At 34.7% G+C, this 17,171-nt stretch carries 13 protein-coding genes; 6 read left to right on the forward strand and 7 right to left on the reverse strand.

Going from position 1 to position 17,171, the window contains the following annotated elements; translation table 11 throughout:
• The first annotated feature begins 7 nt into the window (after positions 1 to 7).
• The 5 genes from ACZ41W_RS02960 to ACZ41W_RS02980 all read left to right on the forward strand — a co-directional run bounded on the left by ACZ41W_RS02960 (position 8) and on the right by ACZ41W_RS02980 (position 5,464).
• Positions 8 to 268 (forward strand): stage V sporulation protein S, encoded by a 261-nt coding sequence (locus ACZ41W_RS02960; protein ID WP_464313392.1) that lies wholly within the window; start codon positions 8 to 10, stop codon positions 266 to 268.
• A gap of 314 nt (positions 269 to 582) precedes the next feature.
• On the forward strand, positions 583 to 2,013 hold the full coding sequence (purB, locus tag ACZ41W_RS02965; protein WP_464313393.1) for an adenylosuccinate lyase: 1,431 nt from the start codon (positions 583 to 585) through the stop codon (positions 2,011 to 2,013).
• Between the two features lie 141 nt (positions 2,014 to 2,154).
• Positions 2,155 to 2,919 carry a hypothetical protein gene (locus tag ACZ41W_RS02970; RefSeq protein WP_464313394.1) on the forward strand — a complete coding sequence of 255 codons (765 nt, stop codon included), beginning with the start codon at positions 2,155 to 2,157 and terminating at the stop codon, positions 2,917 to 2,919.
• A gap of 514 nt (positions 2,920 to 3,433) precedes the next feature.
• Positions 3,434 to 3,931, forward strand: coding sequence for a QueT transporter family protein (locus ACZ41W_RS02975; RefSeq protein WP_464313395.1), 498 nt, complete (start codon positions 3,434 to 3,436; stop codon positions 3,929 to 3,931).
• A gap of 366 nt (positions 3,932 to 4,297) precedes the next feature.
• Positions 4,298 to 5,464: a tyrosine-type recombinase/integrase gene (locus tag ACZ41W_RS02980; protein ID WP_464313396.1), complete on the forward strand. Its 1,167-nt coding sequence runs from the start codon at positions 4,298 to 4,300 to the stop codon at positions 5,462 to 5,464.
• A gap of 16 nt (positions 5,465 to 5,480) precedes the next feature.
• On the opposite strand, the gene ACZ41W_RS02985 is transcribed toward ACZ41W_RS02980, so the two are convergent.
• Positions 5,481 to 5,846: a LysM peptidoglycan-binding domain-containing protein gene (locus tag ACZ41W_RS02985; protein WP_464313397.1), complete on the reverse strand. Its 366-nt coding sequence runs from the start codon at positions 5,844 to 5,846 to the stop codon at positions 5,481 to 5,483.
• A 179-nt stretch (positions 5,847 to 6,025) separates the two neighbouring features.
• Here ACZ41W_RS02985 and lexA point away from each other — a divergent pair, with 179 nt between their 5' ends.
• Complete coding sequence (gene lexA, locus ACZ41W_RS02990) at positions 6,026 to 6,655, forward strand: transcriptional repressor LexA (protein ID WP_464313398.1); 630 nt, start codon at positions 6,026 to 6,028, stop codon at positions 6,653 to 6,655.
• Positions 6,656 to 6,814: 159 nt separating this feature from the next.
• Here the strand turns inward: lexA and ACZ41W_RS02995 are convergent, their stop codons facing one another.
• From ACZ41W_RS02995 to ACZ41W_RS03020, 6 genes are all read right to left on the reverse strand, one after another.
• Entirely contained in the window at positions 6,815 to 7,990 is a 1,176-nt protein-coding gene (locus ACZ41W_RS02995) for an NAD(P)-dependent malic enzyme (protein ID WP_464313399.1), read from the reverse strand.
• A gap of 20 nt (positions 7,991 to 8,010) precedes the next feature.
• Positions 8,011 to 9,303 (reverse strand): methionine gamma-lyase family protein, encoded by a 1,293-nt coding sequence (locus ACZ41W_RS03000; RefSeq protein ID WP_464313400.1) that lies wholly within the window; start codon positions 9,301 to 9,303, stop codon positions 8,011 to 8,013.
• Positions 9,304 to 9,333: 30 nt separating this feature from the next.
• Positions 9,334 to 10,983: a putative manganese-dependent inorganic diphosphatase gene (locus ACZ41W_RS03005; RefSeq protein WP_464313401.1), complete on the reverse strand. Its 1,650-nt coding sequence runs from the start codon at positions 10,981 to 10,983 to the stop codon at positions 9,334 to 9,336.
• Between the two features lie 89 nt (positions 10,984 to 11,072).
• Entirely contained in the window at positions 11,073 to 11,780 is a 708-nt protein-coding gene (gene deoD, locus ACZ41W_RS03010) for a purine-nucleoside phosphorylase (RefSeq protein ID WP_464313402.1), read from the reverse strand.
• Between the two features lie 155 nt (positions 11,781 to 11,935).
• Positions 11,936 to 16,162 carry an acyl-CoA dehydratase activase-related protein gene (locus ACZ41W_RS03015; RefSeq protein WP_464313403.1) on the reverse strand — a complete coding sequence of 1,409 codons (4,227 nt, stop codon included), beginning with the start codon at positions 16,160 to 16,162 and terminating at the stop codon, positions 11,936 to 11,938.
• Between the two features lie 184 nt (positions 16,163 to 16,346).
• Positions 16,347 to 17,162, reverse strand: a complete 816-nt coding sequence (locus ACZ41W_RS03020; RefSeq protein WP_464313404.1) for a response regulator — start codon at positions 17,160 to 17,162, stop codon at positions 16,347 to 16,349.
• Between the last annotated feature and the right edge of the window lie 9 nt (positions 17,163 to 17,171).

Genomic DNA, 17,171 nt, shown 5'->3' on the forward strand with positions numbered 1-17,171 from the left:
ACTCAATATGGAAATTTTAAAAGTATCTTCAAAATCAAACCCTAATTCTGTAGCAGGCGCTTTAGCTGGTGTTATAAGAGAACATGGAAGCGCTGAAATCCAAGCCGTTGGAGCAGGTGCAATTAATCAATCGATTAAGGCCGTTGCAATTGCAAGAGGCTTTGTATCACCTTCTGGGATTGATTTAGTATGTATTCCAGCATTTTCTGATATCGTTATTGATGGCGAAGAAAGAACAGCAATTAAATTAATTGTTCAACCTAGGTAAGATCAATAAAGATCACTGAGATTTACATGTTGATTTTAGAATATGGTAACAGTTTACAGTGTTAATTTAAATAGTAATGATAATTATGGAACCTTAATGTATATAATTGACTGTGTTATGTTTACATGGAAAATTACGGTACATTAAGGTTTTTTAATGCTTGATGTTTGCTTTTTAATTGTACTTAAGTAAAAAATAGTTTATAATAAATATGGATATTTTGAAAAATTGCGCAATTAATGTTCGTGATTGTTGGTGTCTATTTTGCGTGAAATTCACTTTTAGTCTTTAAAAACACAATTCAGGAGGCAAAAATGCATACATTGTATCAAAACCCTTTGATCGAAAGATATTCCAGCTCTGAAATGCTTCAGATATTTTCTCCAATCAATAAATTTTCAAACTGGAGAAAATTATGGATAGCACTAGCTGAGTCTGAAAGAGATCTTGGTCTAAATATTACAACTGTTCAAATTGAAGAAATGAAAGCGCATATCTATGATATTGATTTTGAAAGAGCGGCACAAATTGAAAAAGAAGTAAGACATGATGTCATGGCACATGTTCATGCTTTCGGCGAACAATGTCCTTTAGCAAAACCGATCATTCATTTAGGTGCTACTAGTGCCTATGTTGGCGACAACACAGATTTAATTGTTATGCGAGAAGGCTTGCAACTGATACAAGAAAAAATGGCGATTTTAATTGATAAATTAGCTAAATTTGCAAATGATACAAAACATATTGCAACGCTTGGATATACACATTTTCAACCAGCGCAGCTTACAACTGTTGGAAAGCGAGCAACACTTTGGTTGATGGACCTCGTTATGGATTTTGAAGATATCGATGTGATGTTATCGCAACTAAAGATGCGCGGAGTAAAGGGAACCACTGGAACACAAGCATCATTTTTAAGTTTGTTCGATGGAGATCACAATAAAGTTGAAGCTCTAGATCAAATGGTTGCACAAAAAATGGGTTTTGAGAAATCACTTCCTGTTACGGGTCAAACGTATACGCGAAAAATAGATGCGAAAGTTCTTAATGTAATAAATGGAATTGCATTATCTCTTCATAAGATGACGAATGATTTAAGAATGCTTCAGTCTTTGAAAGAATTGGAAGAACCGTTTGAATCAAAACAAATTGGTTCATCTGCTATGGCTTATAAACGAAATCCAATGAGAAGCGAGCGAATTTCTTCACTATGTAAATATGTGATGTCGTTAAATTTAAGTCCTCAGTTAGTTGCATCGACTCAATGGTTTGAAAGAACGTTAGATGACAGTGCAAATAAACGACTCGCTGTGTCGGAGGCGTTTTTAGCAATTGATGCATGTCTTGACATTGCTAATAACGTTGCGTCTGGAATTGTTGTATATGAAAAAGTGATAGAAAAGCATGTACAATCAGAATTGCCTTTTATGGCAACCGAAAATATCATAATGGAAGCGGTTAAAAAGGGTGGAGATCGCCAAGAATTACACGAAGCCATTCGAGTACATTCTATGGAAGCGGGAAAACAGGTTAAAATCGAAGGAAAAGAGAATGATTTGCTTGATAGAATACAAAATGATCCCATATTCAATCTGTCACAAGATGATATTCAACAACTATTAAACGCACAAGATTATATTGGTAGAAGCCCAGAACAAGTTGTGTCGTTTATTGAATCAGAAGTTGAGCCTATTCGTATGCGTTTTTCTCAAATATTAGGGAAAGAAGTAACCTTAAAAGTATAATGTTAGAATTGATTTATTTAGAGCCATCAGTGTTTATTTTGTACTGATGGCTCTTATAATTCATTGTATTTTAATTATATAAATGATTATTTAAAGTAATTAAGGTTATAATATTCATAAGAATGAATATGGAGGTATTAAATGAAAAGAGTTCACAGCATAAGTTTTGATAGCGCATCAAATTATATCCTCAACAATGCACGTCAATTAGAAAAGTATCTATTTGAAAATACATTTATCAAACCATGTGAAGATAAGATAATAAGAACATTGGCATTGTATCAAAATGATGACGGAGGGTATGGAAATGCATTAGAACCTGATTTTAGATTGCCAACTTCTACCGCTCAAGCAACACTGTATGCGTTGAGAATACTCGACAAACTCAACGCTTCTGAATCTACGCAAGAGCAGATGGTAAAGGCACTTCACTATTTAAAAGACTCATACCAAGAAACTCTAAAAGGGTGGGAGAGTGTAACAAAAGAAGTTGATATGTATCCTCACGCATCATGGTGGTCTTACAAAGTGAATCCTGTGAAATATAATGGTAATCCATCTATTGAATTAATTGGATATATTATGAAGTATTGCGAAAATGACTGGATAGCAGAATTTGAAACAATTGCACTAGAATATATTGATGTTTTTTGCAATAAAGATGAAATTGAATTTCATGAAATGCTAAATTACATGCAGTTTTATCAATCAATGAACGAAAAATCGCTCAAAAAGAAATGTCCTAACATGACAGACATCATACAAAAAGATTTTAAAGCCAAATTACTTGTACTATATGAGAAAACGGTTAACTTAAACATAGAGCAATGGAATCAATATGTTCCATATCCTGTAAAATTCATTGAGTACATTGATGACAATATACTTGCTATATCTGATGAGTAAATTCATTTAAATCTTGATTATTTAGTGGATCAGTTTAACGAAAATGGATGTCACTTGCCAAGTTGGAACTGGGGGGATGAACAGGCCGAATCATGGCAATCTGCAAAACATGAATGGACTGGAATTCTAACTTATCAAACTCTAAAAGTATTTAAAAAATTCGGAAGACTACCAAAAGATAAGAAATAATTTGATGGTTGTAGATTATTTACAAAGAATGATATTTCATTTTACATTCCAAATGGATATGTTATAATGATTGAGGTCGATAAAGTGTTTCCTTGGAACCCACTAAAAAAATCAAGGGGTATGAAAGTCTATAATTCATTCGTAAACATATTATATAGTAATTGATCAAAATCTATTGATCACAAGCTAAGAACTTTGTTTTGGAAAGAAAATTGTAGTTACCCCAAGAGTTTGATTCTTTTGGGGTTTTTTATTGGAAATATTTATGTTGGAGTGATGACAGTTCGTAACCATCCTGTCAAAAAACAAAACTATGGAGGATAAGATGATTAAAAATGAAAAAAAATCAGTAGACAAAGTTCAGTTTTTAGTGAAAGCAAGTTTAATTGCAGCGATTTATGTGGTATTAGTGGTTCTATTTGCACCTATTAGTTTCAGCGTATTTCAGGTGAGAATTGCCGAAGCACTTACTATTTTACCTTTTTTTACCCCAGCAGCTATACCAGGAGTTTTTATTGGCTGTTTATTGGGCAATATAATTGGTGGTGCCGTGATATGGGATATTGTTTTTGGAAGTCTAGCAACTTTAATTGCTGCATTTTTGTCTTATAAATTGAGACGTAAATCATGGTTAGTACCAATTCCACCAATTGTAATGAATACAGTTGTTGTTGGTATCTTACTACAATATGCTTATGGTTTAGAAGGTGGATTGTTATTTTTAATGGGAACAGTATTTGTTGGTGAAGTAATCGCAGTATATGGAATTGGTATGATTCTATTAAACGCATTAAAACCATTCAAAAAATATATTGCAGATTAAAGTAAAATTGAAATCAAATCAAAAGTTAAACCTGAAATTTAATAAGAAATCAAACCTAAATTCAAACAAGAATTAGAACCTAATAATTTATAATTTAAAGCACAGCTAGATCATTATGATTAAATGAGAAAAAGCAAACAGATAGACGATAGATGTTTGCTTTTTTTATTTTTTGAAATTTCATGATGTACGTTTAAGACTAAAACAAAATAATCGTAACTGGATCGCGCTTTGAAATAATCATTAAAAAGTACAGTCACACTATAAGAAAACGGTGGATAACAGCTCGGATATATGGTATATTAAAGATATAAAACTATTCCTCAAATGTATATTTAGGGAATAGTTGGAATAGGAGATTTAAATATGGCTAAATCAAAACTTACAAATCAAGTTGCTACAAAAAAACGGATCATTCATAATAAATCCGATGTGCCCCTGAATATTATTGAAAAACAAAATGAAACGATTGTATTGTGCCAAGAAATTGAAAAACAACTACCTGAGTTTATGTATGATTATTTTTTATATCTTAAAAATGCAATATCATTAAATTCACGTTTAGCCTATTTGAGAGACATCTTGTTTTTTTGTAACTATCTCGTCAATGAACTAAACTTTAGTCATGCCAATACACCTAAAGAAATATTAGAATCAGATTTCATGAACTTAACTGCAAAAGATATCAATATTTTTCTTGCGGATTATTGTACACGATACATTGTAGAAACTGAAAATGCAGACTATATTATGGAAAATCATTCGAGATCTCTTGCGAGAAAACGCTCCTCGTTAAGTGTTATGTTTAAGTTCTTCTATCGTGATGAGAAGATGTCTAAAAATATAACGGAGGGATTTAATCCAATTAAATTGCCCAAACCACAACCTGATGCTATAAAAAGACTTGAAATTGAGGAAGTTTCAGATATGATTCACTGTGTTGAAACTGGTGCTGGTTTAACTGAAAAAGAAAAACAGTATTGGGAAAAAACAAAACTTCGTGATAAAGCTATGTTGATTCTATTCACGACTTATGGACTGCGTGTCAGTGAAATTCAACAATTGAATTTGAGTTCAATCAATTATAATCGTGAAGAGTTTAAAATTTACAGAAAACGTGGCAAAGAAGTAAATATGCCTCTTAATAGATCTGCAATTACTGTGCTAAATGATTATATAAATTTAGAAAGGCCCAATTGCTTGGATAGCGATGATCCATTGTTCATTTCACTTCAAGGAACGCGAATGACAGTAAGAACCATTCGCGAATTGGTAAAAAAATATACTTCAATCGCAATGAAAACTTCTCGTGATAAGGGATATAGCCCACATAAATTGAGAGCAACAGCTGCTTCTTCACTGATACAATATGGCTTTTCGATTTATGATGTTCAAAATTTATTAGATCATGATAATGTCACGACTACACAACTCTACTCTGCTCATCGTAAAAATGCTAAACGCGAAGTCATTAATCAATATGAGTTACTTGATGAGCATCAGAAGGCTCATAAAATGAATCGTAAGTTGTAAAAAAATGCAAATCAAATTAATGTTTATAAGAAACTGGAATAATCAGTGAATCTCCAACGATCAAACTACTACTTTCTAAGTGATTTACTTTTTTAATTCTATAAATAACATCTCGTATATCTTCATCGTAATAATTATATTGCCCTGCTAGTTGCCATAATGTGTCGCCAGGCGCAATTACAATTTGAATTTCATCGAACTGTGTTGTCGCTTCCGACATAAATATACCAGATAAATATGAAATAAATGTAGTGAGTAGAATCAAAGTTAATAGACTCATTAATATGAAACGTGTTCGATTAACAATGTATAGTCTTTTTCTTTTTTTTATAGCTGGACGTCTACGAGAATCGATGGCAACTTGGTTAGATAACTCTTTCATATAAAATACTCCCCTTTCAAATACTAAATGGTACGTTTGAAGAAACGTATGTTCTATATTAAGATTATAACCGAACGCGTGTTCTTTGTAAAGAAAAAAATAGAACTAATGTTTGATTTTTTGTGATGTATATGTTATAATCGCTGTAAAGATTGAAAAATAAGGCTTAGGGGGTTGTTATGGGAAACTCTATTTCTAAAAAACAACAAATGATATTAGATTTTTTAAAAGAAGAAGTTGCAAAAAAAGGATATCCGCCTTCAGTAAGAGAAATATGTTTAGCTGTTGGACTTAAGTCTACATCTACTGTACATACACATTTGACGCGATTAGAAGAACTTGGTATGATTCGAAGAGATCCGACAAAGCCTAGAGCAATTGAAATTTATGATATGGAGCATGAACCTGTTCAAAATGTAGTTCATTTAGCAAGAGATACTAAGTTTATACCGATTATTGGAGAGATTACTGCTGGACAACCTATTTTGGCAGTTGAATCAATTGAAGAAACGTTCCCTATTCCGTCTGATTTTGTGGACGAAGGTATTTATTTTATGTTAAAAGTTAAAGGTGATAGCATGATTGAAGCTGGTATTTTTAACAAAGATTTAGTTCTAGTACGCAAACAAGAAAATGCAAAAAATGGTGATATTGTCGTTGCCTTAATAGACGATAGTGCTACAGTAAAAACTTTTTATAAAGAAAATTCTAGAATTCGATTACAACCAGAAAATTCATCTATGTCACCTATTTATGTTGATGACGTGCAAATATTAGGTCAAGTAAAGGGTGTTTATCGAAAGATGTAATCTATTTCATAAAAAAAACTCGCTATCTTTAAGATGAGCGAGTTTTTTATGTGTTAAAAGAACAAAGGAAAAATGTCTCTTCATTTGTACTAGTATGGATTTCCTTCAATGTAAGTATGCATTTTCATCAATATTTGATTACATTTTTTTCAATAGTAATCAAATGAGTTTTGAAACACCTGAACTAATTGCAGCGTCATAAACCGCTTTTGAAACCTTTTCTCCAATCATGCGATTCAATGCTGAAGGAATGATATATCCTTCATGCAACTCGTCTGACGAAACCATATTTGCGATAGCATAGACAGCTGCCACTTTCATTGCTTCGTTAATATCGGACGCTTTGGCATCAAGAGCGCCTCTGAAAATTCCTGGAAAAGCGAGCACATTATTGATTTGGTTTGGGAAGTCTGATCTACCCGTTCCAACAATTCTAGCGCCAGCATCTAAAGCATCTTGAGGCATGATTTCTGGGTCTGGATTTGCCATGGCAAAAACAATTGCGTCAGAATTCATAGATTTTATCATATCTTGATTGACAGCGTCTTTTGATGAAACCCCAATAAAAACATCTGCATGAACCATTGCGTCAGCGAGTGTCCCTTCTTTACAATTAGGATTTGTGATTAGGGCAATTTCATCTTGAACCCAGTTTTTTTGAGGTGTATTGCGACTTATGATTCCTTTTCGATCACATGATAAAATATTTTTTGCACCTAAATCGACGAGCATTCTCGCAATTGCATTACCTGCGGATCCAGCTCCGTTGATGACAATGGTGATTGTATCCATATTTTTCTGAACTATTTTTAGCGCATTTGTTAAAGCTGCACACACGACAATGGCTGTTCCGTGTTGATCGTCATGAAATACCGGAATGTCTAAACGTTTTTTTAGTGCACGTTCCACTTCGACACATCTTGGCGATGAGATATCTTCTAAATTAATGCCTCCAAAAACAGGTGCAATTTGACAAACTGTTTCAACGATACAATCAACTTCTTGTGACTCGATACAGATTGGAAATGCATCGACATTTGCGAACTCTTTAAACAGAATTGACTTACCTTCCATAACTGGAATTGCTGCTTTTGCGCCAATATTTCCAAGTCCTAATACAGCAGATCCATCCGAAACAACAGCGACTAAATTTCCCTTTGCAGTGTATTTATAGACATCATCAGGATTTTGTGCAATCTTGCGACATGGTTCGGCTACACCAGGAGTATAAGCAGTCGATAAATCGTCGCGAGATTCTAGATGGACTTTGCTAGTTACCTCAATTTTTCCTTTAAATGTTTCGTGTAGTTCAAGTGCTTTTTTGTTGTAATCCATTGTCACAGCCTCCTCTTGAATCATTTATTTAAGTGAATTAATTGTTTTTCAATCAATGTATTTAATGATTTAATGACACCAAATTTAGAGTGCTCATATGTCAGTCCACCTTGGAAGTATGCGATATAAGGCGGTCTAAGTGGTGCATCTGCACTTAATTCAATAGAAGATCCCTGTACAAATGCGCCTGCAGCCATGATCACATCGCTAGAGTAACCAGGCATTGCCCAAGGTACAGGCGTTACAAAACTATCAATAGGTGATGCGGATTGAATGCCTTGACAAAATGCGATGACTTTGTCTGCATCTAAAAATTCAATTGCTTGGATAATATCACTTCTATGGTCATTGCTTGACGGATTAACGCGATAGCCTAGCGACGAATATACTTCAGAACATAAAATGGCACCTTTAAGCGCGCCAGAAACTACTTTTGGTGCGTTAAATAACCCTTGCAAGATTGGTCGAGTTTGTCCAAATGTGAGACCGCATTCTTTACCTATTCCGGGAGATGTCATACGTCCGGCTATTTGATCAATTAGATATTCTTTACCGACGATATACCCACCGCTTAATGCCAATCCGCCGCCAGGATTTTTTATTAAACTTCCCGCCATTAAATCAGCGCCGACATCTGTGGGTTCGAGGTATTCTAAAAATTCACCATAGCAGTTATCCACCATAACGACGATATTGGCATCAATTGATTTGACTAGTTGTATGACGTCTTTCATCTCTTTAATTGTCATACCACGTCTCCACGAATAACCTGCAGAACGTTGAATATAGACCACGTGCGTTTTCTCTTGTAAAGCTTGTTTAATTGCAAGTTGATCAAAAGATCCATCGGGTTTTAAATGGATTTCATCATATTGAACCCCGATATCAATTAAGCTCAATGCATTGGATTTTGATAGACCTATGACTTTTTCAAGGGTATCATATGGTCTTCCTGTGATGCTGAGCATTCTTTGATTCGGTCTTAGAATTCCCGTCAACATTAAAGTGAGTGCATGTGTTCCAGAAACTATAATTGGACGAACAATAGCATCTTCCGTATTAAATATGGTCTTATAGACATTTTCAACGGCTTCCCTACCAATGTCATCATATCCATACCCCGTATTCCAATTGAAATGGATATCTGAAAGTTTATTGATCTGCATAGCGTGTAATACCTTTAATTGATTATACTCCGCTATGTCATCAATCGCTTTAAATTGATTGGTTATTTGATTTTCACAATCTTCTACGTAATTAAGGACATTTAAATTCACACCTAATCGTTCGTAGTAATTTTGCTTGTTTAACATGTATCCTCCTAAAGTGCGCATTTTAAGCGATTATTTAATGATGTTGATAGCTTGAATCACCATAGGAATGATTTGTTTTTTTCTCGATACAATAGAGTGAACAAACGATCCTTGTGTAATTGTTTTGTTAAATGCAATATTTAACAGCGTTTCTTGTTTAGACTCATAGTAAATGTAAGACCCCTCTTTTACGATATCAGTGACAACCATCAAGGTCAAGTAATGGTCTTTTGATTCATGAATATGATGTATTAGATTGAGATATTGACTTTCTTTTTTAGCAATTTCATCATAATCAAGCGTAAAGACTTGTGATATTCCGAGTTTATAGCCTTCTATCACAAACTCTTTAAAATCCGTATAGAAGACATCCGTATCGCTTTTGCCTTCTAATGAAGTGCCGTTTTTAAACATTTCATGTGCGTATTGAGTGATATCAACTTCAGCGATTTTTTTAAGTACTTCAATAGCATGTTCATCAAAATAGGTTGTTGTTGGTGATTTCAGAAGTAACGTATCAGAGACAATGCCCGAAAGCATTAATCCTGCAATTTCTTTTGGAATTTCAATTCCATTTTCTTTATAGAGTTGAAAAATAATCGTATTGGTACTTCCTACAGGCATATTTCGAAATGATATCGGTAAAGCTGTGTTGATATCTCCAAGTTTATGATGATCGATTATTTCTAACACTTCAGCTTCAAGCAGTCCGTCTGCAGATTGTGAATACTCATTATGATCCACCAAAATTACATTCTTTTTACTTGGGTTTAAAAAATGTGTACGACCAATGATGCCAAGATACCGACCTTCTGAATCAACAATTGGGAATTTCGAGTGTTTTGAGGTTTGGATGATTTCTTTGCAATTTTCCAAATACTCATCAACATGAAATTTCATGAGTCGATCGGTATTCATAATGGTACTAACGTAGTTGGTCTGAGTAATAAGTTTTGATGTAGAGTAAGTATCGTAGTGTGTCCTTAAGATGTTGACACCAGATACTTTTGCTTTGTTGGTAAGAATTTCAGGTATTTGTAAATCTCCTGTGATAATAATGAGTTGTACTTTATTTGAAATTGCATGTTCAATGATATCAAATCGATCGCCTGTGATGACGATTGAAGAAGGTTCAATGCGATGTTGTTTAATGATTGTTGAATCGTGAAATGCAGTGATGATTACGCGTCCATTGATTTCGCTATGAGCGTAATTTAGAATATCGGCATTTAAATCTTGCCGTACATTATCAAATGTTGTATTGAGCTGATGATAATCTCCATTAATTGCATTCATCGCAATATCTTTCATTGTCACGATACCAATCAGTTTTCCTGCATCATCGACAATTGGCAGTGTTCTAATTTTATAGAAATTCATATGTGTATAGGCTTTTAATATTGAATTAGATGGTTCAAGAGGCATAATTTTATCATAATCTAAATCTTTAAGTTGAATTTTTACATTATCAATTAAAGTCGGTTTATCAAATTTAAAGTAATTTAAGACAAACTCAGTTTCTTTTGTAATTTCACCTAAAATACATGGCTGAGTATGATAGCCTAGTTGATTTTTTAAATGGGATAATGCAATTGCCGATGTAACGCTGTCTGTATCAGGATTTTTATGACCAAAAATCAGTATTTTGTCGTCTGCTTTTGCTTCTCTTCTCTCTTCCATAGTCTCTCCACCCCAAAATTTCTTCATCTCACATTATAACATAAAAAAGGATGCCGAAGCATCCTCAATCGTTGAAATATTTGATTTCTTTATTTTGAAACGGTATCTAAAACAAGTTTGATCATCTCGCCAAATGTTTTTTCACGCTCTTCTGCAGTTGTTTCTTCTTGAGTGACTAAAGAATCACTTACTGTCAGAACACATAAAGCTTTTGCTTGATGTTTAGCTGCTAATGTATATAATTCGGCTGCTTCCATTTCAACGGCTAAAATATTGTAATCCACTAATCTTGCATTTCTATTGCTGTTGTAGTCTTCATAGAAACTATCTTCAGATAGAATATTTCCTACATGCACTTTTATGCCATTTTCAAGGGCAGTCATGTATGTGTTGTGTAAAAGTTCGAAATCTGAAATTGGCGCAAAGTTGATGCCAGGAAATCTTCTGTTGTTCATGTTCGTTGTATTTGTTGCTGCCTGAGCTAAAATGACATCTCTGATTTTAACGTTTTCTTGCATAGCGCCACATGATCCAACTCGAATTAATGTTTTAACGCCGTAAAAACGTAACAATTCGTTGACATAAATGGATAATGATGGCATGCCCATACCTGTTCCTTGAACAGAAACTCGAACACCTTTATAAGTTCCAGTAAATCCGTACATCCCTCTTACTTGGTTGTAACATACGGGATTCTCTAAGAAAGTTTCAGCAATATATTTTGCTCTTAATGGATCTCCTGGTAATAATACGATTTCAGCAATATCACCTAAATTTGCGTTAATATGTGTGCTCAATGTGTACACCTCCGTTAGTTTTCATGTATATTATATCAGATGACTATTAGAAATGCCATGTTATCTTAACACAGACACACTAGCATCTGATATGGATTATACCCAAGTAAAATTATAAAAATCTCCTATAAGTAAGGAGATTTTTCATTTGGACATTATGCTTCGACGATCTTTTCATGTGCAGAAGATAACATCAACTTAATACGGTTAATTTGATTGACTTCACTAGCACCAGGATCATAATCGATGGCCACAATGTTAGACGCTGGATAGGTCGATTTTAATTCTTTGATCATGCCTTTTCCAGTGATGTGATTTGGTAAACATGCAAATGGCTGCATACACACAATATTGTCGACACCACTATGGATAAGTTCAATCATTTCAGCAGTTAAGAACCAGCCTTCTCCCGTCTGATTACATAATGAAAGATGAGGTTCTGCGAGTTTGCCAAGTTCTTTGATGTGTTTTGGTGCCTCAAAACGCTTGCTTTGGTTGAGAGCTTTAACCATTGGCTTGCGATAAAATTCTAAAAATTCAACCACCATTTCACTAATAACTCTGGACTTAACTGAGCCTGCAAGATATTTGTGTTTAATGACGCTATTATATGCAGTATACGTAAAGAAATCGGTTAAATCCGGCATTACAGCTTCAGCGCCTTCATTTTCAAGCAGTTCAACTACATTGTTGTTTGCAGTTGGGTGGAACTTTACCAAAATCTCACCGACGAGTCCTACTTTCGGTTTTTTGATGTCTTTTAATTCAAGCGTATCAAAGGATTCTACGATGCCTTTGCAATTATCTTTAAAAGATTTTCGATCGCCAACGATGAGCGATTTTTTACACGTTTCAACCCATGATTCATACAGTTGATTCGCAGAACCAACAACTGCTTCGTACGGTCTTGTTTTGTAAAGAACTCTCATGAGTAAATCACCATACAATAAACCTTGAATCATTTTTTCTACAAGTTTACGAGTGAGTTTAAAACCGGGATTGGATTCAAGGCCAAGGGCATTGAGACTGATAACCGGAATATGCTCTAATTTGGCACTTTTTAAGGCCTGTCTGATAAATGCGATGTAATTCGTTGCTCGACATCCACCGCCTGTTTGGCTGATAATGAGTGCGGTTTTATTCAAATCATATTTACCTGAATTCAATGCTTTCATCATTTGTCCAACAACTAAGATAGATGGATAACATGCATCATTATTGACATATTTTAATCCTTCGTCAATTGCGTCAGAATCAATGGATGGCAATACTTCTACGTGGTAACCTTCTGATTTCAATGTGGACTCTACAAATTGAAAATGAATCGGAGACATCTGTGGTGCCAAAATCGTGTAGTCTTTTCTCATTTCTTCAGTAAAAACAATACGTTCAGCTGGCGGTGTAAACGCATCCGGTACAAAGCAACGTTTATCTCGCTCGTTGATGGCTGCAATGAGTGAACGAACTCGAATTCGAACAGCGCCTAAATTGTTAATTTCATCTATTTTAATCAGTGTGCTAATTTTACCAGTATTCTCTAGTAATTCTCGAACTTGATCGGAAGTTACAGCATCAAGTCCGCATCCAAACGAATTGAGTTGTACGAGTTCAAGATTTTTTTGACCACTCACATAGGATGCTGCTGAATAGAGTCTTGTATGGTACATCCACTGATCGACAACACGAATGGGTCTAACAACCTTTGAAAGGTGTGCGATTGCATCTTCAGAGATCAATGCATAACCGTAGGAATTAATCAGTTCGGGAATTCCGTGATGAATTTCAGGATCGACATGATAAGGACGACCCGCTAATACGATTCCCTTGATTCCCTTTTCCTCAATGTATTTTAATGCACGTTCACCTTCTTGTCTGACATAAGACTTATATTGTTCTAAGGCTTGATAGGCTAAATCTGCTGCTCGGTTAATTTCATTTTTTGATAGTCCCCATGATCCAATGGTTTCAAAAAGTCTCTTTTTCATATGATCCGGGGAAAAAATAGGTAAAAATGGGTGATAATACTGAACAGCACGATTTTTGATATGATCTATATTGACATTGATAGTTTCAGGATAAGATGTGACAACTGGACAATTATAGTGATTGTTCGCTTGATCATCTTCTTTGATATTATAAGGGATACATGGATAAAAAATCTTATCCACTTTTCGATTGATTAAGTCTTCTATGTGCCCATGGACAAGTTTTGCTGGATAACAAACACTTTCAGAAGGAATTGTCTCCATACCGAGCTCATATATTTTACGTGAAGAACGCGTAGATAATTCGACGCGGTATCCCAGTTCTGTAAAAAATGTCGCCCAAAATGGATAATCTTCATAAATATTGAGCACACGTGGAATTCCAATAGTGCCTCTTTTCGCATCTTTACGGCTAAGTACTGGATAATCAAAAACACGTTTATATTTATAAGCGTATAGATTTGGAATTTCCGTATTGGTGATTTCGACTCCTGCACCGCGTTCGCAACGATTCCCTGTGACATAATGGCGATTGTCCGGAAAATAATTAATGGTCAATTGACAATGGTTACCACATAACGTACATCTTTTTGTTTCGGTATGGCTGTTAAATGCGTCTATGTCATTAGCACTCAACATGGAGGATTTTTCACCAGACATAAACCGTTCTTTTGAAATAATTGCAGATCCAAATGCACCCATAATCCCAGCAATATCAGGTCTGACAACTTCTCTTCCCGAAATAAGTTCAAGCGCTCTTAAAACGGCGTTGTTATAAAAAGTTCCACCTTGTACGACAATTTTTTCTCCTAAATCTTCAATTGAGCGCATACGAATCACTTTGAAAAGGGCATTTTTGATAACAGAAATAGAAATTCCAGCAGAGATATCTCCCACTGTTGCCCCTTCTTTTTGGGCTTGCTTCACACGAGAATTCATAAAAACTGTACATCGAGTTCCTAAATCAACTGGCTTTTCAGCCATTAGACCGAGTTTTGAAAAATCTTGAACCGTGTGGTTCACAGAATTTGCAAATGTTTCAATAAAAGAACCGCAACCCGAAGAACACGCTTCATTTAACATAATGGAGTTGATAACACCATCTTGAATTTTAAGGCTTTTCATGTCTTGACCGCCAATGTCGATGATTGAATCAACACCAGGGAGAAAATAATCAGCACCTTTGTAGTGCGCGACAGTTTCAATTTCACCATGATCAATCATTAAAGCTGCTTTGATTAAACTTTCTCCATATCCAGTAACCGTACTATATGCAATTCGAGCATTTGGATGCATTTCTGCTAATAATTTTTTTAAAGCGCTTATTGTGGTGTTAAGAGGACTGCCTTCATTTGATCCATAATGTGAAAACACCAGTCGATTTTCTTCGTCAATAACGGCTATTTTTGTTGTGGTTGAGCCAGCGTCTATTCCTAAAAATAAATTACCTTGAGCTGAGTGAATGTCCCCTTTTTTGACTGAATGCAAGCTATGTCTGTGTATAAATGCTTCATAATCCGCATCAGATTCAAACAGTTGATTGAGATTTAAGTCGGATTCTTTGTTTTCGCAATAAATAGTTGGCATACGGTCGTATATACAATGAGGTTCTAATGATTCAACATGATTTGATGAGATTGCAGCACCAATTGCAACAAAGTATTGAGTATTTTCCAGCTTTACCTTGTCATGCTCTTGCAAATTGAGTGTTTGCTCAAATCGAAATCTGAGTTCTGGTAAAAAAGTTAAAGGTCCTCCAAGAAAAGCAACTTTACCTCGTATTGGTTTTCCACATGCAAGGCCACTAATCGTTTGATTGACCACTGCTTGGAGAACGGATGCAGCAATATCTTCTTTTAAGGCACCTTCATTTAGAAGAGGCTGAATGTCTGTTTTTGCAAATACACCGCAACGAGAAGCAATTGGATAAATTTCTTTGTAGTTCTGGGCTAACCTATTGAGACCATCTGCATCTGTTTTTAAAAGTGAGGACATCTGATCGATAAATGAACCGGTACCACCTGCACACGTTCCATTCATTCTTTGTTCCACAGTCGTTCCAAAATACATGATTTTGGCATCTTCTCCACCTAATTCAATCGCGACATCTGTTTGAGGCGCATATTTTTTTATGGCTTTAGAACATGCGACCACCTCTTGAACAAAATCAACGCCAAGGCTTTCAGCAAGACTAAGACCAGCTGAACCTGTGATCATCATTTTTATTTTTGCAGTAGTTAAGATACTTTTAGCATCTTCAAACAATGTATTGACTGTATTTTTTACATCTGAAAAATGTCGTCTATAATCTTTAAAAACGATATGTTCATTTTCATCTAAAATTACCATTTTAACGGTAGTTGAACCGACGTCAACACCAACGTTGTAAGTTTTCATTTTGAATACCTCTTCTGATTGTATCGCGATCATTCACGAAAAAATTAGTCAATTCTATAAACCTTGAATCACAAACTAATATATATTATATTCTTTTTTTAAAATTAATAAATAGAAAAATTATGAACATTTCATAGGATTCTGATATGACAAAACCTATGGTTGTTTCACCATAGGTTCATCTTCAAAGTCTTTTTTCAATTTTATGTGTTAAAACTTCAATTGCACTTTGCTTTGGATCAATCTCATGAGGCAAATTGACGAATTCAATTTCGTATGCAAAATCATCAATGGATCTCTCTTCAAAAAAATGTTTACAAAAAGCTCTATAATAATCATGTACAATGGGTTTTGTTTGAAGAGATTTACGGTTGAGAACTAACAAGAATCCATTATTCCCAAATGGAATCACTTCATCTTCATGTGCTAAATCGCTTTGCAATTCCGTATGAAACATTTTTAACAAGGTGATATCTCGAATATTAGATGAAGACTGTGTGGGGTTTTTCTTGTTGTATACCAAGATTAAGCCTATCAGTAGTTCATAATTTTCACGTACTGCTTTTTTAATTGAGACATAAAGTGAAGCGTCAGCGCTATGATGTGTAGAGTTTGGTATGGATTTTGACTGCTCAATCAGTTTGAGGTGTGTCATGAGTTTTAATTTCAAATAGTCATCTTCGTAAGGTTTTAAAATATAATCGATAACGCCTGCTCGAATTGCTTTTATAAAAGATTTACGCGTATTAATGCTCGTCATGATGATCGTGACTATATTGGGAATGGTATCTTTAATTTTTGTAATGAGCTCAAAACCATCTTCTGATCCAAGATTTATATCCACGATGACGATATCCAAATCATCTTGCATGCTATTGACTTTATTAATTGCCTCCATAAAAGTCGATGCGCCATAGACTTCTACGGCCATGTGTTCTAATAATTTCTTGATTCGATAAACGGTTGTTGCATTAATATCAATCACCAAAATATTTGTCATAGTTGCCTC

The sequence above is a fragment of the Fusibacter fontis genome (assembly GCF_055378735.1).

Excerpts from the sequence above, each read along its gene's own strand:
- ACZ41W_RS02960 (WP_464313392.1), top strand. The coding sequence starts at position 8 with ATGGAAATTTTAAAAGTATCTTCAAAATCAAACCCTAATTCTGTAGCA.
- ACZ41W_RS03015 (WP_464313403.1), bottom strand. The coding sequence starts at position 16,162 with ATGAAAACTTACAACGTTGGTGTTGACGTCGGTTCAACTACCGTTAAA.
- ACZ41W_RS02985 (WP_464313397.1), bottom strand. The coding sequence starts at position 5,846 with ATGAAAGAGTTATCTAACCAAGTTGCCATCGATTCTCGTAGACGTCCA.
- ACZ41W_RS03000 (WP_464313400.1), bottom strand. The coding sequence starts at position 9,303 with ATGTTAAACAAGCAAAATTACTACGAACGATTAGGTGTGAATTTAAAT.
- ACZ41W_RS02995 (WP_464313399.1), bottom strand. The coding sequence starts at position 7,990 with ATGGATTACAACAAAAAAGCACTTGAACTACACGAAACATTTAAAGGA.
- ACZ41W_RS02980 (WP_464313396.1), top strand. The coding sequence starts at position 4,298 with ATGGCTAAATCAAAACTTACAAATCAAGTTGCTACAAAAAAACGGATC.
- ACZ41W_RS03020 (WP_464313404.1), bottom strand. The coding sequence starts at position 17,162 with ATGACAAATATTTTGGTGATTGATATTAATGCAACAACCGTTTATCGA.
- ACZ41W_RS02970 (WP_464313394.1), top strand. The coding sequence starts at position 2,155 with ATGAAAAGAGTTCACAGCATAAGTTTTGATAGCGCATCAAATTATATC.
- lexA (WP_464313398.1), top strand. The coding sequence starts at position 6,026 with ATGGGAAACTCTATTTCTAAAAAACAACAAATGATATTAGATTTTTTA.
- purB (WP_464313393.1), top strand. The coding sequence starts at position 583 with ATGCATACATTGTATCAAAACCCTTTGATCGAAAGATATTCCAGCTCT.
- ACZ41W_RS02975 (WP_464313395.1), top strand. The coding sequence starts at position 3,434 with ATGATTAAAAATGAAAAAAAATCAGTAGACAAAGTTCAGTTTTTAGTG.
- ACZ41W_RS03005 (WP_464313401.1), bottom strand. The coding sequence starts at position 10,983 with ATGGAAGAGAGAAGAGAAGCAAAAGCAGACGACAAAATACTGATTTTT.